General features: G+C 63.9%; 14 protein-coding genes and 1 tRNA gene. 6 read left to right on the top strand and 9 right to left on the bottom strand.

Annotation, left to right across the window (positions count from 1 at the left end; all coding sequences use genetic code 11):
- Positions 1–22: 22 nt before the first annotated feature.
- From ACM9HJ_RS20680 to ACM9HJ_RS20690, 3 genes are all read right to left on the bottom strand, one after another.
- Positions 23–3,052, bottom strand: coding sequence for a TonB-dependent receptor plug domain-containing protein (locus tag ACM9HJ_RS20680; protein ID WP_416573653.1), 3,030 nt, complete (start codon positions 3,050–3,052; stop codon positions 23–25).
- A 359-nt stretch (positions 3,053–3,411) separates the two neighbouring features.
- Positions 3,412–4,836 (bottom strand): magnesium transporter, encoded by a 1,425-nt coding sequence (gene mgtE, locus ACM9HJ_RS20685; protein WP_416573654.1) that lies wholly within the window; start codon positions 4,834–4,836, stop codon positions 3,412–3,414.
- Positions 4,833–7,121, bottom strand: coding sequence for an NADP-dependent malic enzyme (locus tag ACM9HJ_RS20690; RefSeq protein ID WP_416573655.1), 2,289 nt, complete (start codon positions 7,119–7,121; stop codon positions 4,833–4,835). Before ACM9HJ_RS20690 ends, mgtE begins: the two co-directional genes overlap by 4 nt.
- 358 nt (positions 7,122–7,479) lie before the next feature.
- Here ACM9HJ_RS20690 and ACM9HJ_RS20695 point away from each other — a divergent pair, with 358 nt between their 5' ends.
- Together ACM9HJ_RS20695 and ACM9HJ_RS20700 are read left to right on the top strand one after the other, a co-directional pair.
- A complete protein-coding gene (locus tag ACM9HJ_RS20695) occupies positions 7,480–8,358 on the top strand; it encodes an FkbM family methyltransferase (protein WP_416573656.1) in 879 nt (292 codons plus the stop codon).
- A gap of 211 nt (positions 8,359–8,569) precedes the next feature.
- Positions 8,570–9,361, top strand: a complete 792-nt coding sequence (locus tag ACM9HJ_RS20700; protein ID WP_416573657.1) for a class I SAM-dependent methyltransferase — start codon at positions 8,570–8,572, stop codon at positions 9,359–9,361.
- Between the two features lie 27 nt (positions 9,362–9,388).
- On the opposite strand, the gene ACM9HJ_RS20705 is transcribed toward ACM9HJ_RS20700, so the two are convergent.
- Positions 9,389–9,793: a 4-oxalocrotonate tautomerase gene (locus tag ACM9HJ_RS20705; RefSeq protein ID WP_416573658.1), complete on the bottom strand. Its 405-nt coding sequence runs from the start codon at positions 9,791–9,793 to the stop codon at positions 9,389–9,391.
- Between the two features lie 99 nt (positions 9,794–9,892).
- Here ACM9HJ_RS20705 and ACM9HJ_RS20710 point away from each other — a divergent pair, with 99 nt between their 5' ends.
- Positions 9,893–10,732: a LysR family transcriptional regulator gene (locus tag ACM9HJ_RS20710; RefSeq protein WP_416573659.1), complete on the top strand. Its 840-nt coding sequence runs from the start codon at positions 9,893–9,895 to the stop codon at positions 10,730–10,732.
- Positions 10,733–10,781: 49 nt separating this feature from the next.
- On the opposite strand, the gene ACM9HJ_RS20715 is transcribed toward ACM9HJ_RS20710, so the two are convergent.
- Positions 10,782–10,866 (bottom strand) — tRNA-Leu (locus ACM9HJ_RS20715).
- Positions 10,867–11,041: 175 nt separating this feature from the next.
- On the opposite strand from ACM9HJ_RS20715, the gene ACM9HJ_RS20720 reads away from it, so the two are divergent.
- The 3 genes from ACM9HJ_RS20720 to ACM9HJ_RS20730 all read left to right on the top strand — a co-directional run bounded on the left by ACM9HJ_RS20720 (position 11,042) and on the right by ACM9HJ_RS20730 (position 13,338).
- A complete protein-coding gene (locus ACM9HJ_RS20720; RefSeq protein ID WP_416573660.1) occupies positions 11,042–12,151 on the top strand; it encodes a branched-chain amino acid ABC transporter substrate-binding protein in 1,110 nt (369 codons plus the stop codon).
- A 303-nt stretch (positions 12,152–12,454) separates the two neighbouring features.
- A complete protein-coding gene (locus tag ACM9HJ_RS20725) occupies positions 12,455–12,874 on the top strand; it encodes a response regulator (protein WP_416573661.1) in 420 nt (139 codons plus the stop codon).
- 227 nt (positions 12,875–13,101) lie between these two features.
- Positions 13,102–13,338 (top strand): hypothetical protein, encoded by a 237-nt coding sequence (locus tag ACM9HJ_RS20730; protein ID WP_416573662.1) that lies wholly within the window; start codon positions 13,102–13,104, stop codon positions 13,336–13,338.
- Positions 13,339–13,408: 70 nt separating this feature from the next.
- Here the strand turns inward: ACM9HJ_RS20730 and ACM9HJ_RS20735 are convergent, their stop codons facing one another.
- From ACM9HJ_RS20735 to serS, 4 genes are read right to left on the bottom strand one after another with little or no spacing between them, the layout of a single operon-like run.
- Positions 13,409–14,662 carry a LysM peptidoglycan-binding domain-containing protein gene (locus ACM9HJ_RS20735; RefSeq protein WP_416573663.1) on the bottom strand — a complete coding sequence of 418 codons (1,254 nt, stop codon included), beginning with the start codon at positions 14,660–14,662 and terminating at the stop codon, positions 13,409–13,411.
- A complete protein-coding gene (locus ACM9HJ_RS20740) occupies positions 14,659–15,315 on the bottom strand; it encodes a protein-L-isoaspartate(D-aspartate) O-methyltransferase (protein ID WP_416573664.1) in 657 nt (218 codons plus the stop codon). Before ACM9HJ_RS20740 ends, ACM9HJ_RS20735 begins: the two co-directional genes overlap by 4 nt.
- Positions 15,312–16,088, bottom strand: coding sequence for a 5'/3'-nucleotidase SurE (surE, locus tag ACM9HJ_RS20745; RefSeq protein WP_416573665.1), 777 nt, complete (start codon positions 16,086–16,088; stop codon positions 15,312–15,314). Before surE ends, ACM9HJ_RS20740 begins: the two co-directional genes overlap by 4 nt.
- Positions 16,081–17,355, bottom strand: coding sequence for a serine--tRNA ligase (gene serS, locus ACM9HJ_RS20750; protein WP_416573666.1), 1,275 nt, complete (start codon positions 17,353–17,355; stop codon positions 16,081–16,083). Before serS ends, surE begins: the two co-directional genes overlap by 8 nt.
- Between the last annotated feature and the right edge of the window lie 118 nt (positions 17,356–17,473).

Genomic DNA, 17,473 nt, shown 5'->3' on the forward strand with positions numbered 1-17,473 from the left:
CTGAGCCCGGGGGCGATGATCATCAGAACGACTTGGAGACGGTCATGTAAACACGACGGCCGTTATAGTCGTACCCGCTATACAGCGGCGAGTTGCCGATACGGTTGTACGTGGCCTTCGCACCCGTCAGGCCGGCCGAAATCTTCGGCGGCTGCTTGTCGAAGGCGTTACGCACGCCGACCGTCACACCCCAATCCTCTGCCTTGTACTGGGCGGAGAAGTGATGCAGGTCGTAGGACGGAACCTTGGCGATACGGACATCCGTCGCCGGGTTCAGGCCCAGCAGCTCATAGCTGTCCATGCTGGCGATCCATTCCAGACCGTAGCGGAAGCTGAAGCCGTCGATGCGGTAGGTCAGGTCGGCATTGAGCGTGTATTCCGGCGTGTTCAGGGTGCCGTTATACTCGTCCCACGCCTGATCGGCGAAGGTCTTGCTCTTCTGCTTGAAGAACTGCGTCAGCTGGCCATTCAGCGTGACATCGCCCTCACCCACTTCCGTACGGTAGCGGATGTTGTAATCCAGACCCGACGTGATGGAGGAAGCGATGTTGGTGTAGCTGTCGGACACGATCAGACGGTTGGTACCGGCTTCACGCGCAGAAACCAGACGGCACAGCGGGGCGCCGTTGCGGAACTCGGCCGACGTGTAGCAACGCGTCAGGATTTCCGAGTAGCCGATACGGGAGACCGAATTGTCGATCTGGATGTCGAAATAGTCGGCAGCGAACGAGAACTCGCCGAACTCTTCCGGCAGGTCCGGCTGGAACACCGCGCCCAGACCGAAATTCTTAGAGGTTTCGGCTTCGACGCCGGCGGCGCGACCACCACCGGAATTGACCTGGATGCTCTGCGTGGCCGAATAGGTCGGTGCCAAGCCTTCGGCAGCGCAGTTCGCCTTGACGTTGGCGTTGACGCCGGCAGCGCCCCAGTTGTTGCAGGGATCGTTCTGCGACGACTGGAAGCCCGAGGTCGTGCCCAGGAACTGTTCATACAGCGCCGGAGCGCGGAACGAGGTGCCATAGGTCGACCGGATGGAGAACCACTTGGTCGCACGGTAGTTACCGCCCACCTTGTAGGTCCAATCCGAACCGTAGCTGTCATACTCGGTATAGCGGCCCGAACCGGTGAAGGTCAGTTCCTCGACCAGCGGCAGATCCTTCAGCAGCGGAACTTCCACTTCGCCGAACAACTCGTACACATTGTCCTTGCCGCGTGTCGGGGCCGACGTCGTCAGGTTCAGCAGGTTGCCGGCGACGCTGTTGGGATCCGGCGTATCGTCGATCTTGGCTTCGCGATATTCCGCACCCAGGGCCAGCTGCACCGTACCGGCCGGCATTTCGAAAATCGGGCCGTCCATGTTCAGAGTGGCCGTGTTCTCGCGGTACTCCGTGTTGCCGATGACATCGCGGAACACGTAGTTGACCCAGTCCTTCGGCAGTACGCCGCCGATGGTGGCGCTGTTCAGGATTGGGGCCGCGATGCAGTTCTCGGCCGGGTTCGTGATGTTGACAGCGCAGGTGACGTTGCCGCCATTGGCGCCCGGACGGACCAGGGCAGAGTTGAAGCCAGCCGGAGCGGCGACAACATTGACCGAGTTCGACATCTTGTCGGTCAGGAACGACTGCTGCTTGTAGCTGCCTTCGGAATTGGCGTGGCTGACATTGAAGTCATAGCGCCAGTTCGGCACGAAGGTCAGGTCGCCGCGCAGGCCGCCCGTGCCCTTGTAGAAGTCGATTTCCTGCTCGGAACGGTCGTTGCCGAAGCCGATGAAGGCGCGCAGGCCCGAACCGGTGTGCAGCAGCGAACCGAAGGCCGTACCGCGACCCTGCAGGCTGGTGGGGACCAGCGCGCTCATGTGCGGATAGTCCAGCGACAGCTGGCGATAGCCGGTCTGCCAGGATTCACGACGGTTGTACAGGAACTCGGCATAGGCCTCGGCCGCACCTTCCTCGTCCAGCTGATAAGAAGCCTGGCCGAAGAAATTGTAGGTCTTGACCGGGGACAGCAGCGAACGGTTCAGCGTGCGCGGATCGAACGTGTCGCGGACATTGATGTTGTTCGTGCCGCCGCCAACGCCTTCGAAGCCCGGCAGGCCCGCGGTGATGGCGGAATTCGGACGCCAGCGGTTGAAGGTCGAGGACGTGCCGGGGCTGACCGAACCGGGGGCGCCGATGCCGGCGATGCTGGCGGTGCCCAGCGTGTTGATGGTCACGCCGTTGGAACCGGTGCCGGTGACGGGATAGCACTTGGGCTGGCCGGTCATCGGGTCGATGAAGTCGGTGGAGGCGCCGGTGGTCGGGTTGCGCTGGTAATCCAGGTTGCACTGGGTCCAGTCGCGATCGGCCAGGGTCAGGTTCATCTGCTGGTAATATTCCAGCGAACCGGCAACCTGCCAGCGGTCGCCCGAGGTGCCGCCGACGATGGAGGCGCGAGCCTGCTCGCCACCATTGTCGAACGGACGGGTGAACTGGCCTTCGGCCGTCACGCCCTCGACGTTCTTCTGGGTGACGATGTTGATGACGCCGGCGATGGCGTCCGAACCATAGATCGAGGAGGCGCCTTCACGCAGCACTTCGACATGGTCGACAATGGCGTTCGGCAGGGTGTTCAGGTCGGTGGAGCCGACCGAACCGCGCGTGCCCGACGGCATGACGCGACGACCGTTGATCAGCACCAGCGTGCGGCCGGCACCCAGGCCGCGCAGCGACACGGTGTTGGCGCCCGGGCCACCATTGGTCACGAAGCCACCGAACGCGTTGTTCAGCTGCGACGAACCGCTGGTGATGCCGCTGCTCTGCAGCAGGTCGCCGGTGGAAACCAGACCGGCCAGGACGCTTTCCTCACGGTTGATCACCTGCACCGGGGACGGCGAATTGAATTGGTCGCGGCGCAGGCGCGAGCCCACCACGACGATTTCAGTCAGCGACTCACCTTCGCTCGCGCCCTGGCTGGACTGCGCCATGGCCGGAACGGAGGTCAGGAGCATCGCCGCCGCGCCCGTCAATAGGGCGGCGCGCAGGGCGCCAGACTTGGAAACCCGATAGTTCGTCATCTCTCAGCATTCCTTTTTGCTTATCGACGGGCTTTCGGCCCATGCGGTCATGCCACAGGGTCCGACACCTCGGCCCGCCGTTATGACAGTTAAGTGTCGCGACCCGCCGCCCGACAAGCCTGCTTGCGCCGAAGATAAATCTTTGGCCCAAAGTGTTGCATTAATGCACTGGATAGGGTTAATTGAGCCACAAATGTTTCAAATGACCTATAGTTTTCGTAACTTTTAAACGGTACAAAAATACAACAGCCTTCATATGTATCGGCTCTGTAACCGAACCTCAAACTGTTTGCAGTATCGAAACGGTATATCGGCGCGACTTCAATCGGATTCTCCGGCCCGTCCACATACGCCTGGCTTCAGAGAAGGATCAGCGTCGCCAGGCCGAGGAAAGCCAGGAAACCGACCACGTCGGTAATCATGGTCAGGAAGACGCCCGACGCCACGGCCGGGTCGATCTTCATGCGGTCCAGCAGGAAGGGGATCAGACCGCCGAACAGGCCGGCGCAGATCAGGTTGATGATCATGGCACCGGCGATGATCAGGCCCATCAACGAATGGCCGAACCAGAAAAAGGTGATGCCGCCCACGATGCTGGCCAGCGCCATGCCGTTCAGCAGGCCGACAAGCACCTCCTTGCCGATCACGCGGGCGGCGTTGGAGGTGGTCAGTTCCTTGGTGGCCAGCGCGCGCACGGCGACCGTCAATGCCTGGGTCCCGGCATTGCCGCCCATGCTGGCCACGATGGGCATCAGGGCTGCCAGCGCCACGACATGGGCGATGGTGTCGGTGAACTGGTTGATGACGGTGGCGGAGATCAGCGCCGTCACCACATTGAAGGCCAGCCAGCGGAAGCGGGAACGCGCGGTGGACAGCACGGCGCGGTAAAGATCGTCCTCACCCACGCCACCCATGGCCAGAAGGTCGGCCTCCGCCTCCTCCTCCATCACGTCCACCACGTCATCGACGGTGATCACGCCCAGCAGCCGCCCGCCCTTGTCCACCACGGGGGCAGAGACCAGGCCGTAATTGCGGAACAGGCGGGCCACCTCTTCCTGGTCCATGGTCACGGGGATGCGATGGATATCCTCGTGCAGGATATCGGCCAGTTTCACACCGCGCTTGGCGCGCAGCACGCGCGACAGGGGCACGCTGCCCACGACCCGGTGCATCGGGTCGACGACGAAGATGTCGTAGAATTCCTCCGGCAACTCGCTGTCATCGGTGGTGGCGGCGGCGCGCAGATAATCCAGTAGCCCACCCACGGTCCAGAATTCCGGCACCGACACGAATTGCCGGCCCATCAGGCGGCCGGCGGAATATTCGGGGTAGGTCAGCCCTTCCTCGACCAGCGCCCGCGCCTCGGGCGGCAGGTTGGACAGGATGGAAAGCTGCGCGTCGGCGTCCAGGTCCTGGATGACATCGACGGCGTCGTCGGTATCCAGTTCCGCGACGGCGGCGGCCAAAGCCTTGGGCTCCAGCCGTTCCACCACCTCGTCGCGCAGGTCCACGGAGAGATAGGTGAGGATTTCAGCGTCGAACTGTGGGCGCAGCAGCGCGATCAGCAGTTCGCGCCGTTCCTCGTCCGCCTGCTCCAGCAGGTCGGCGATGTCGGACGGATGCAGGTCGGCCAGCGCGTTGGCCGCCGCCGCCAGTTCATCGATGTCCAGCAGGCGGTTGATGGACGCGATCTCCCCTTCCCCGCCGTCGGCCTCTATCTCGACCGGACGGCGGGGGGAGGATTTGGGCCGATCCTGTTCATGGAGATCGGCCGGATCACTCATGCGCCACCCGTGGAAGCGCTGTGCATCTGGGCATCGATGACGGCCAGGGCCGACATGTTGACGATGCCGCGCACGGTGACCGACGGGGTCAGGATATGCGCCGGCTTGGCCGTGCCCAGCAGCACGGGGCCGACCGTCAGGCCGTCGCCGAGCACCTTCAACAGGTTGAAGGAAACGTTGGCGCTGTCACGGTCGGGCATGACCAGCAGGTTGGCGGAGCCCTGCAGGCGGCTGTTGGGGAAGATGCGGCTGCGGATTTCCGGAACGATGGCGGCATCGGCATGCATCTCACCCTCCACCTCCAGATCGCCGCAACGGGCACGGATGGCCTGCAGTGCCTCGCGCATCTTCAGGGCGGCGGTGTCGTTATGACTGCCGAAGCTGGAATGCGACAAGAGCGCCACCTTGGGCGACAGGCCGAAACGCCGCACCTCCTCTGCCGCCAGATCGGTGATCTCCGCCAGGTCCGATGCGGTCGGGTTGGCATTCACATAGGTGTCGGTCAGGAAGAAGGTGCCACGATTGAGGATCAGCACCGACAGGGCCGCCATGACGCGGGCCCCCTGCTTCCTGCCGATCACGTCGTTCACATGCTTCAGGTGCCAGTCGTAAAGGCCGACAGTACCGCAGATCAGGGCGTCGGCATCGCCCTTCTCCACCATCAGCGTGCCGATGACGGTGCTGTTGGTGCGCACAACCTGGCGGGCACGGTCGGGCGAGACGCCGTTGCGCTCCATCTTGCGATGATAGGTCTGCCAATAATCGTTATAGGCCTTGTCGTTCTGCGGATCGATCAGGCGGACATTCTCGTCCAGGCGCAGGCGCAGGCCCAGCTTCTCGATACGCCGCGCCACGACCTCGCGGCGGCCGATCAGGATCGGCTGGGCGAGACCATCCTCCAGCACCTGCTGGGCGGCGCGCAGCACGCGCTCCTCCTCGCCCTCGGCATAGGCGATGCGGCGCGGATCGGCCTTGGCCTTGGCGAAGACCGGCTTCATCAGCAGGCCGGAGCGGAAGACGAACTGGCCCAGCTGTTCCAGATAGGCGTCGAAATCCTTGATGGGGCGGGTGGCGACGCCGCTTTCCATGGCGGCCCTGGCCACGGCGGGTGCGATTTCCAGGATCAGGCGCGGATCGAAGGGGCGCGGGATCAGGTAGTCGGGGCCGAAGCTGGGCGGCGCCTCGCCATAGGCCATGGCCACCACGTCATGCACCTCGGCCTGGGCCAGCCGGGCGATGGCGTTGACGGCGGCGATCTTCATCGCCTCGTTGATGGTGGTTGCCCCGACATCCAGCGCACCACGGAAGATGAAGGGGAAGCACAGGACATTGTTGACCTGGTTGGGGAAGTCCGACCGGCCGGTGCCGACGATGGCCTCCGGCCGCACGGCCTTCACCTCGTCCGGCATGATTTCCGGCGTCGGGTTGGCCAGCGCCATGACGATGGGCTTCTCCCCCATCTTCTTCACCATGTCCTGGGTCAGGACGCGGGGGGCGGACAAGCCCAGGAAGATATCGGCGCCGCCGATGATGTCGTCCAGCGTGCGGGCGTTGGTGGCCTTGGCGTAACGCTCCTTGCGCGGGTCCATCAGTTCGGTACGGCCCTGATAGACCACACCCTTGATGTCGCTGACCCAGACATTCTCCACCGGCAGGCCCATGTCGACCAGCAGGTCCAGACAGGCCAGTGCGGCGGCGCCGGCACCGGAGCAGACCAGCTTGACCGAGGCGAAATCGCGGCCCGTCAGCTTCAGCGCGTTGGTGATGGCGGCGGCCACGATGATGGCGGTACCGTGCTGATCATCATGGAAGACCGGGATCTTCATGCGCTCGCGCAGCTTCTTTTCGACATAGAAGCATTCCGGCGCCTTGATATCCTCCAGGTTGATGCCACCGAAGGTCGGCTCCAGCGCCGCGATGACATCGACCAGCTTGTCGGGGTCCTTCTCGCTGATCTCAATATCGAAGACATCGATGCCGGCGAACTTCTTGAACAGCACCCCCTTGCCTTCCATCACCGGCTTGGACGCCAGCGGACCGATGTCGCCCAGGCCCAGCACGGCCGTGCCGTTGGTGATCACGGCCACCAGGTTGCCGCGGCTGGTATATTTGGCGGCATTCGCCTCGTCCTCGACGATGGCCTCGCAGGCATGCGCCACGCCGGGGGAGTAGGCCAGCGCCAGATCGCGCTGCGTCGCCAGGGGCTTAGTGGGCGTTACGGCGATCTTGCCGGGAACGGGAAGGCGATGATAGTCGAGCGCCGCGTCGCGGAAGGCATCGGTCATTTCAGGGTGAACTCCCAACGAACCTGAACGGATTTTTATTGGCCCTTAGTTAGGCCCGGAGCAACGCCGCTGTCCAGCCATAGGACAATGCCCAGGGCGGGAGGCAGCCCCGTGCCGCCCGACACGCCGAAGAGAAGCCCACGCAATGACGGCACCCCTTGGCCAATGCTCCTTAAGTCACTGTACCAGATCGGATTTCATGATCTTATCACTCACTCCCGGCAGGCAGCCTGATCGACCCGCTCACGATTTTCTGCCCAATGACGCCGCATGAATGGCATGCTGTGCCGCGGGAACCACGATATGTCCGGAACGTTCCGGAATGCCGCCATGCGGATCATCGGAAGGCTTCATCATGTTGGCGTCCGAATACAGGGTAGACTATTCCCCCGAGGAGACCCGCAACCATATCGACTTCATGCGGCTCAAAATGGGGGTGCGGAACATCGAGTTCCAGCCCAGGGCGGGCCGCGGGCTCCACGCGCATCTCCTGCCCAACGCCGACCAATGCACGGTCCGCACCCGTTGCGACTTCTCGATAACGCCATTCGTGCTGGTGAACCATCATTGGGAAGTCGAACAGCTTCTCTTCGCACGCAAGGCGATGGAACGTCACAACAATGTCGTGGTCGTCGATGTCGGCGCGAATATCGGCCTGTTCTCCCGCCAGATCCTGGGCTGGCTGAACAATACGCACCATCTTTACGCCTATGAGCCTGAGCCGGAGAATTTCTCCTGCCTGATGCACAATCTCGGTTTCTTCAAGAATTTCACGGCGCAAATGGTGGGGCTGGCCGACCATGAGGGCTCGACCACCCTGCATATCGATCTCAGTAATTGCGGAAACAACAGCCTGGTATCGGATGACCTGGCCGGCGCGTGGAGCAAATCGGCGATGGAGGTCCGGATTCTGGATATCGTGACGGAAAGCCGGCGATGGCTGAGGCATGGGCTGCCGATATTCTACAAGTCCGACACACAGGGTTATGACGAGTTTCTGGCAAGCCTGCTGCCCGATGACGTCCGCGCCGCCCTTATCGGCGGCATCATCGAGATCGAACAGACCGAAAAGCCGCCGTTCGATATTGCACGGTTCCGGAGTTTTCTGGACTCTTTCGAATACAAGGCCATCCTGCATCCGGACGCCACCGAAGACCCGATCAGCACGGAGCAGACGCTCGATCTGTTGAACAGCACGGCCGAAGCCGGCAGCAACATTGCCTTCCGGCGTCTCTGAATCCCGGAATTACATGCCCTCACCGGCCCGTGGACCGGTCCGGAAATTGCTGGATCGGCCTTATTGCCGGTGCTAGGTTCGCCTTGGGACCAAACTGTTCGATAGATACCGCCCCGGCTGTAACCGTCAGGTTCTGTCTTGATGGTGCGGGTATTTGTCATGATGGAGCGCTGGGATCGACGTCCCGATCCCGATGTCAGGAAGGTCGAAGATGGGCACCCCTACCAACATCGCGCTGCGTCTGTTCGACATCTACAATCGGCAGGGCTTTCAGATCACGTCCGAGCTGAACAGCGAACATGTCTATTCCGATACTTACATCTTCACCCGGATATACCAGAACAACAGAAGCCAGACCCATCATCTGGGTATCGCCATGCGCGAGGTCCATTTTCTGGAATCCCTCTGTTCCCTGCGCGATATCCGCAACATTTTCGTCATCGGCAACAGCTTCGCCTTCAGCACCTTTGCCCTGGCGCTCATCAATCCGCAGGCCAAGGTCGTGGCGATCGAAATCGGGGATGAGGATTTCACCGCCGAATGGATCGACCGGACGAACCGGATCGCTCGGGAAGAAGGGCTGAACATCACGGTGATCAAGGGCTCATCGCCTGAGAATAATGCGGACATCATCAACAGGGAGTTCGATGGCCGCATCGATCTGGCCTTTGTCGACGGTCTGCATACAACGGCAGCCGTCGAAGCCGATTTCGAGAGCCTGATCCCGTTCGGACATGACGAAACCATGTTCGTCTTCCACGATGTCCTGAGCTTCTCCCTGACCGAGGGGCTGTCCCGCGTCGTGACCCGCCATCCAATGGATGGCCGGGTCTTCTTCGCCACCCCTTCCGGCATGGCGGTCGTGCAGAAGACCCTGCCGCCCAACTATGACATTTTCAGCGAGACCTACGGCTGCAGCGCCCTGGTGCAGATCATCATCAATGCCTATCGCGCCGCCAAGGAAGAGGAAGAGGCGAAGCGGAGGCAGGCGCTGTCGGCCTGACAAGGCACATCGCGCCAATTCCCCCTGTCAGCCCGGATTGGCCGCGGCCCAGCGGCCCTCCTGCGTTCGTCCGCCATAGCCATAGGCATGACCGTCCACCCCATGGACCAGGACATAGCTTTCAGCATGCGTCGGCCCCAGCAGCGCGGACATGCCGCTGAATGCGGCTTCGACGAAGCGCGTCGTTTCCGCCTTCACGTTGGTGCCGGCGGTGACCTTGACATCGATCCAGAAGGCGGACAGCCCGTCATCAACCGGGCGCCGTCCCGCAATCCACCAGTTCCGGCCGGCCGCCGGCTCCACCAGTACGGCCGTCACACCCGGGTCCTTGCCCAGATGGTCGGCCGACCAGCCGGAAACGGCGGCTGCAATGCGGTCCTCCAACCCGGGAAGCGGGTTCGGCGTGACATAACGAACAATGATCATCGGCATCTGAAGCCTCCATCCAAAGGGTGATGACTGCAATCTGGCATCAATGAACCATTCATGTAATCATATGGATTAATATGAATATCATAGTGGATTCCTATGATGCTGGACCTCGAATCCATCCGCCTCTTCGTGCTGACGGCCGATCTGGGCAATCTGACGCGCGCGGCGGAGGCGGCGGGCACGGTGCAGCCGGTGGTCAGCCAGCGGCTGCGGGCACTGGAGGAACGGCTGGGCTGCCGGCTGCTGGACCGCAATGCTCGCCGTGCCGTGCCGACGGCCGAGGGGGCCGCCTTCCTGGAACGGGCGCGCCGACTGCTGTCGGCCCATGACGCGGCCCTTGGCTTTCGTGACGATGGCGATGGCATGGAACTGCGGCTGGGCATCAGCGACCATGCCCTGGGCTTGAGCGCTGGACCGCTGTTCCAGCGTCTGCGGACCTCCCTGCCCACCCGTTGCCGGCTGGAAGTGCGGGTGGGCCTATCCCAGAACCTGCGCGGATCCTTCGATGCCGGGGCGCTGGATGCGGTGATCATCCGCAGGGAGGCCGGCGGCCAGGAGGGGGAAAGCCTGGGGCTGGACCCGCTGGGCTGGCGTGGGCTGGCATCGGCGCATGTGCCGGGGCAGCCGCTGTGCCTGGCCACCCTGGGGGCACCCTGCGGCGTGCGGGCCCAGGCCATCCGGGCCCTGGAGCAGGCGGGCATCCCGTGGCGCGAAAGCCTGGTGGCCGGCAGTTGTGCCATGCTGGCTGACGGCGCGCGCGCAGGTCTTGGCATCGCCCCGATGGGGCGGCTCGCCGGCGGAGATCTGCCGGAGCTTGGCCACCTGCTGCGGTTGCCCGCTTTGAAACCGTCGGAGATCGTGTTGCTGGGCCGGCAGCGGGACGCAGCCATGGCCACGGCGCTGCGCGTGCTGGCCGCCGGGGTGCGGGCGGTCCTTTGAAAACACGAAGCCCCGGAACATCGCTGTTCCGGGGCTTATCGCGAAATCATGGTGCGGCCGAAAAGACTCGAACTTTCACGGGTTGCCCCACAGCGACCTCAACGCTGCGCGTCTACCAATTCCGCCACGGCCGCAAGCACATGTCGAAAACCAAACGGGGTTGCCGTTCGGTGGAGCGGTGGATAGCAAATCGCGAACGGCCGTTCAAGCTTCAAATCCGGAACCCCGACCATGCTACGGATTTGACGGGCCGGTCACGCATGATAGCTTCTGCACCACGTTCCACGCCCTGATGGGAGACCGGCGACAATGAACCTGAAGAAAACCCTGACCGCGGCGCTGACGGCCGCGACCATGCTGACCGCGATGCCGGCCCTGGCCGACACGGTGGTCGGGCTGGTGGCGCCGCTGACCGGCCCCAACGCGGTTTTCGGTGAGCAGATGCGCCGCGGGGCCGAGATGGCCGTGGCCGACATCAACGCCAAGGGCGGTCTGCTGGGCGAAAAGCTGGTGCTGGTCAACCTGGACGATGCATCGAATCCCAGCCAGGGCGTGGCCATCGCCAACAAGCTGGCCACCCAGGGCGGCGTGGCCGCCTTCGGCAACTTCAATTCCGCCGTCTCGATTCCCTCCTCCAAGGTGTTCGCGGATGAAGGAATCATCATGATCTCCCCCGCCTCCACCAACCCGCAACTGACCGAGCAGGGCTTCACCACCGTCTTCCGCACCTGCGGGCGCGATGACCAGCAGGGGGACGTGGCTTCCGCCTGGCTGATCAAAAACCACAAGGACGGCAAGATCGCCGTCATCCATGACCAGACCACCTATGGCCGCGGTCTGGCCGAGGCCACCCGCGCCGCGCTGAACAAGGGCGGCAAGAAGGAGGCGATGTTCGACGCGGTGAATGTCGGCGACCGCGACATGTCGGCCCTGGTCACCAAGATGAAGGATGCCGGCATCAATGTCGTCTACTTCGGCGGCCTGCATACCGAAGCCGGGCTGCTGGTCCGCCAGATGGCCGATGCCGGACTGAAGGCCGTGTTCATGTCGGGCGACGGCGTCGTCAACCAGGAATTCTGGAACATCGCCGGCACCTCGGCCGAGGGGGCGCTGGTCACCTTCGGCAACGAATACCGCGACAAGCCGGAAGCCTTGGAGGTTGTGAAGCGCTTCCGTGCCGGCGGGTTCGAACCGGAGGCCTATACGCTCTACACCTATGCCGCCGTGCAGGTCTGGGCCGGCGCCGCAGTGAAGGCCAAGTCGGCGGATGCCGACAAGGTGGCGGCGAGCATCCGTGACGGCGTCTATACCACCGTGATCGGCCCGCTGTCCTTCGACGCCAAGGGCGACCGCAAGGTCACGGACTATGTCGTCTACCGCTGGTCCAACGGCAAGTACACGCCGATTCCCGGCCAATAATACCCATTCCCGATGGGTGGAACTCATCGGGAATGGGTTCGGCGGCGACCGAGGCCCGGTGATCGGAGCCGATCACCGGAACTTCTATAAGCTGCCCGGAGAATGCCCCCGGACCGCAATCCGATCCGGGGCGTTTCTTTTTGGAACTATCACTTTAATCCATATACATTCTTTTGGCCTAGAGGTTTGGACGAGTGGCCGGGTTGTCGGCCGTTGCCCCTTGCCGTAATCAACGTGGGATCGGTGCCGCTATCTCTATGCGGTTTGACCGCCTGCCTTGTTTCCCAGGTAGAAGGAAAAATAGTGACCGAATCCCCCGCCACGCCAACGCCCTTGAGGATAATGATCGTGGAGGATGATGCGCTGGTCGCACTGGGCGTCCGGCTCACGGTCAGTGAACTGGGCTATGATGTCGTCGGCATTGCCGCGTCGGAACATGAGGCGCTGGCCCTGGCGCAGGTTGAGCGGCCACAACTGGCCCTGATGGATATCAGGCTGCGCGGCACCAGCGACGGGGTGAAGGTGGCCCAGCGGCTGTGGCAGGAACTGCGGGTGCGCTGCATCTTCCTGTCCGCCTATGCCGATGAACATACGATGGAGCGGGTGGCCCAGACGCGGCCCCTTGGCTTCGTCCAGAAACCCTATTCGGCGCTGCAGTTGAAGGGTGCTTTGGAACAGGCGCGGCTGCGGTTGAATGAAATCGAAAAGCCGTTAAGCCCCTGAAAATCCCCATATGCGGCATGGGTTTGCCGCAATTCAGTGTGATATTGCCCATCAAGGCAGCCGTGATCGAAGCAGATTGCCAGGAAAATACGCATTTCCTGGGGAAAACCGCATCGACCCTGTTGTCAACGGACACTCAAGGCTTCAAGGTTGGAGCGTTGAAGCGTACCCGGTTACGGGGGGATGGGCCTCCGTCGCCGGCCACAATAATGCGAAGGAGCGAACAAATGCGCGTGCTTCCCCTGGTTTTCGCCGGCCTGATGGTTGTCGGTCTGGCCGCCTGCGGCAAGAAGGAAGAGGCTGCCGCCCCGGCACCGGCCCCCGCCGCCGAGACCCCCGCCCCGGCCCCGGCTGAGCCCGCGCCGGCCCCGGCGGAAGTGCCGCCCGCTCCGGCCGAAGGCACCACCACGCCCCCGGCTGACGGCACCACGCCGCCGACCACGCCGCCGCCGGAAAACAAGTAAGATCGCCTTCGGGTGATCCAAGGAGGGCCGGGCACCATCGAGGTGCCCGGCCCTTTTGTTTGGGGCTCCGTTATCTCTCCAGTTGGTCCACGGGGTTGAGCACCTGCTCCCCCTTGCGGACGGCGAAATGCAGCTGGGCGGAGCGGACATTGCCGGTCTGGCCAACCGTGCCGATGCCCTGGCCGCGCGTCACGCGCTGCCCCTGTTCCACCGCGATCACGTCCAGATGCGCATAGACGGTGACGAAGCCGCCATCATGGCGGATCAGAACCAGATTACCGAATGATTTCAACTGGTTGCCGGCATAAGCGACGATGCCGTTCTCCGCCGCCGCCACGGCCGTGCCCTTGGGCGCGCCGATATTGATGCCGTCATTGCGCAGCCCCCCCGGCTTGTCCCCGAAGGTCGACAGGATGGGACCGCGCACGGGCCAAAGGAAACGGTTGCCGGCGCGGGCCGGCGGCACCTCATCCTTGGGCGGGGCCGGGGGCGGTGCCACAGCGGCCACCTGGGCGGGTGGCGTTTCCACCACGGGCGCCGGCTGGAGTGCCGGGGCTGGACGACGGTCGGGCGTGACGGCTGGTGGCGGTGTGGGGGACGGCGGGGCCAGGCTTTCCGTCTCCACCCCCTTGCGGCCGGCAGCCGAAGCACCGGATGGGATCGTGGTCGACGGGCGCGTGGCCACGGTCCCCCCCACGGTGACGGGAGGTGCTGCGGATGTCGTGGCCGGGGCCGGCGGCGAAAGCGGCGTCACTTCGATGGCCGGGCGCTGGCTACGCTCCAGGGGGCTGGAACTGGCGGCGGGTGGCAGATCGGGCTTGCGGCCGGGTGCGGGCATGGCGGGCTTGGCCGCAGGTACTGGAACCGGCGGCGGGGCGGCAGCAGCGATGGCGGTACCGGAAACCGGGCTTTGCCCCGGCAGGTGCAAGGTCTGGCCGGCCTTCAGGGTGTAAGGCTGCTGCAAACCGTTCAGCCGCACCAGTTCCGCCATGTCCACCTGATACTGGCGCGACAGGCCATAGAGCGTGTCGCCGGGCCGGACGGTATAAACCTTGGGTGTGGGCAGGGTCAGGCGCTGGCCGGGCTGCAGCACATAGGGCGCTACCAGGCCGTTGGCTTCGATCAGGTCGCGGACGGGGACGTTATATTGCTGGGCCAGCTTGTACAGCGTGTCGCCGCGCGAGACGAACAGGCTGTTGGGCGATGCCGCCGGCGCACGGGCGGCCGGGCTGGGCAGGTCGCCTTCGGTGGAGCAGCCGGCGAGCGTCAGCCCGGCCAGCAGGGCCAGGGCCAGACGCGCGGAGCGGCGGCCAGCCTTCATCATGCCGGCACACTGTCCGGGGCGACATCCGGCAGCAGGGGAACGAACCTGACGGGCCACAGTACCTCTCGCTTCAATCCATCCACGTCCCGGCGAATGCGCACCACATTCAGCGCCCGGTGATCCGGCCCCAGCGGGATCACCATGATACCACCAACCGCCAGTTGCTCCACAAGCTCCGGTGGCGGATTACCGATGCAACCTGCGGTGACGAGGATGCGTTCAAAGGGTGCCGCCTCTGGCCAGCCCTTGATCCCATCCCCCACCCGTGCCGTCATATTATGCAGGCGCAGGGCCGTGAACCTTTGTTCAGCCTCCAGCGCCAGGGGGCGGTGGCGCTCGATCGTATAGACCCGCCGCGCCACCTTGGCCAGAATCGCGGCCTGATATCCGGAGCCCGTTCCAATTTCCAGCACCTTATGCCGGTCGGTCAGTTCCAGGGCCTGGGTCATCAGCCCCACCACCTGCGGCTGGCTGATGGTCTGGCCATGGCCGATGGGCAGGGCCGTATCCTCATACGCCTGGTCGCGGAAGGGGCGCGGCACGAACAGTTCGCGCGGGATCAGCTCGATCGCGCGCAGCACATTGACGTCCGTCACCCCCTGGCGGCGCAGCAGCATCAGCAATCTGATCTTGCGCGCCGCCCCACCGCTCATGCAAAGGCGCCTTTCAGGCCTTCCAGGCAGCCATAATGGGTCAGGTCCAGATAAATCGGCGTGACCGCGACGCCGCCATGATTGACGACATGTACATCGGTATCGGCGGGCACATCTTCATCCCCGCGCGCGGCCCCGATCCAGAAATAGCGCCGGCCGCGCGGGTCCACCCGTTCGTCCAGCTCATCCCCGATCTTGCGGTTGCCGTGGCGGACCACCTGCACGCCGGTGACATCGCCGACAGACACGTCCGGATAATTCACATTCATCAGGACAAGCTTCGGCCAGTCCGCCGACATCACCTTGCGCACCACGTCGGCCCCCATGGCTTCCGGCACCGCCCAGTTGGGCGGGCCGCCATGGGGCATGCGCTGGCTCATGGCGATGGCGCGCACACCCAGCAGCGTGGCTTCCATGGCGCAGGCGATGGTGCCGGAATAGGTGACATCCTCCCCCAGGTTGGACCCGTGGTTGATGCCGGACAGGACCAGGGTCGGCCGCTTGTCCGCCATCAGATGGTTGATGGCCAGCAGCACGCAGTCGGTGGGCGTGCCGTCAATGGCAAAGCGTTTCGGCCCCAGTTCCCGCACGCGCAGCGGCCGGTGCATGGTCAGGCTGTGGCTGGCGCCGGATTGTTCCAGTTCCGGCGCCACCACCCAGACATCATCGGTCAGCTGCCGCGCGATCGCCTCCAGCACAGCCAGACCGGCGGCATTGATGCCGTCATCATTGCTGACCAGGATGCGGGCGTCGGTGAAATCGAACTCAGCCATTGATCGCGATCCGGTCCACGCCACCCATATAGGGGATCAGCGCCTCGGGGATCAGGATGGAGCCGTCGGCCTGCTGGTAGTTCTCCAGCACGGCGACCAGGCAGCGGCCGACAGCCGTGCCCGACCCGTTCAGCGTGTGCACGAACTGGGTGGCCTTGTCGCCCTTGGCGCGGAAGCGGGCCTTCATGCGCCGTGCCTGGAAATCCCCGCAGTTGGAGCAGCTGGAGATTTCGCGATAGGCGCCCTGCCCCGGCAACCAGACCTCGATATCGTAGGTCTTCTGGGCGGTGAAGCCCATGTCGCCGGCGCACAGGGTCACGGTGCGGAACGGCAGGCCCAGACGCTTCAGCACCGTCTCGGCGGCATCGGTCATCCGCTCATGTTCGGTGGCCGACTGGTCCGGCGTGGCGATGGAGACCATTTCCACCTTGTAGAACTGGTGCTGGCGGATCATGCCGCGTGTATCGCGGCCGGCCGAGCCGGCTTCGGACCGGAAACAGGGCGTGCGGGCGGTCAGGCGCAGCGGCAGTTCATCGGCATCCAGGATAGCGTCATTGACCAGATTGGTCAGCGGCACCTCGGCCGTGGGGATCAGCCAGAAACCGTTGGTGGTCTGGAACAGATCCTCGGTGAATTTGGGCAGCTGGCCGGTGCCGAAGGCGGCGTCATCCTTGACCAGCAACGGCGGCGACACCTCCTCATACCCGTATTCGGTGGTGTGGATGTCCAGCATGAAGTCGCCCAGCGCGCGTTCCAGGCGGGCCAGCTTGCCACGCAGCACGGTGAAGCGCGCGCCCGACAGCTTGGCCGCCAGATCGAAGCTCATCAAGCCCAGGGCTTCCCCCAGCTCGAAATGCTGCTTGGCATTGTTGATGCCGGCCGGCGTGCCCACGCGGCGGATCTCGACATTGTCATGCTCGTCCTTGCCATCGGGCACATCCGAGGCGGGGATGTTGGGGTAGGAGGCCAGGATGCGATCCAACTCGGCCGCCAGTTCCTTCTCGCGCTCCTCGAGCTGCGGCATCTTTTCCTTGATGGATGCCACCTCGTCCAGCAGCGGTTGGGCGTCCTTGCCTTCCTTCTTATAGGCACCGATCAGCTTCGACGCCTCGTTCCGGCGGGCCTGAAGCTCCTGCGACTGCGTCTGGCAGGCGCGACGCTCCTGATCCAGTTCCAGGATGCGGGAGGACAGCGGTTCCACGCCGCGCCGGGCCAGGCCGGCATCGAAGGCAGCGGGATTGTCGCGGATGGAACGGATGTCGTGCATGGAAAACCAGATGGATAGGGTTCAAATCGGTCGCACGTTTATAGTGGCGGAGGGGGGATGCCGTCCAGCGCCCACAGGTCGCGGGGGCGTAACCCGTGTGAACGTCGCGCGACATCCC

Source organism: Niveispirillum sp. KHB5.9, from assembly GCF_048066115.1.
Taxonomy (GTDB): Bacteria; Pseudomonadota; Alphaproteobacteria; order Azospirillales; family Azospirillaceae; genus Niveispirillum.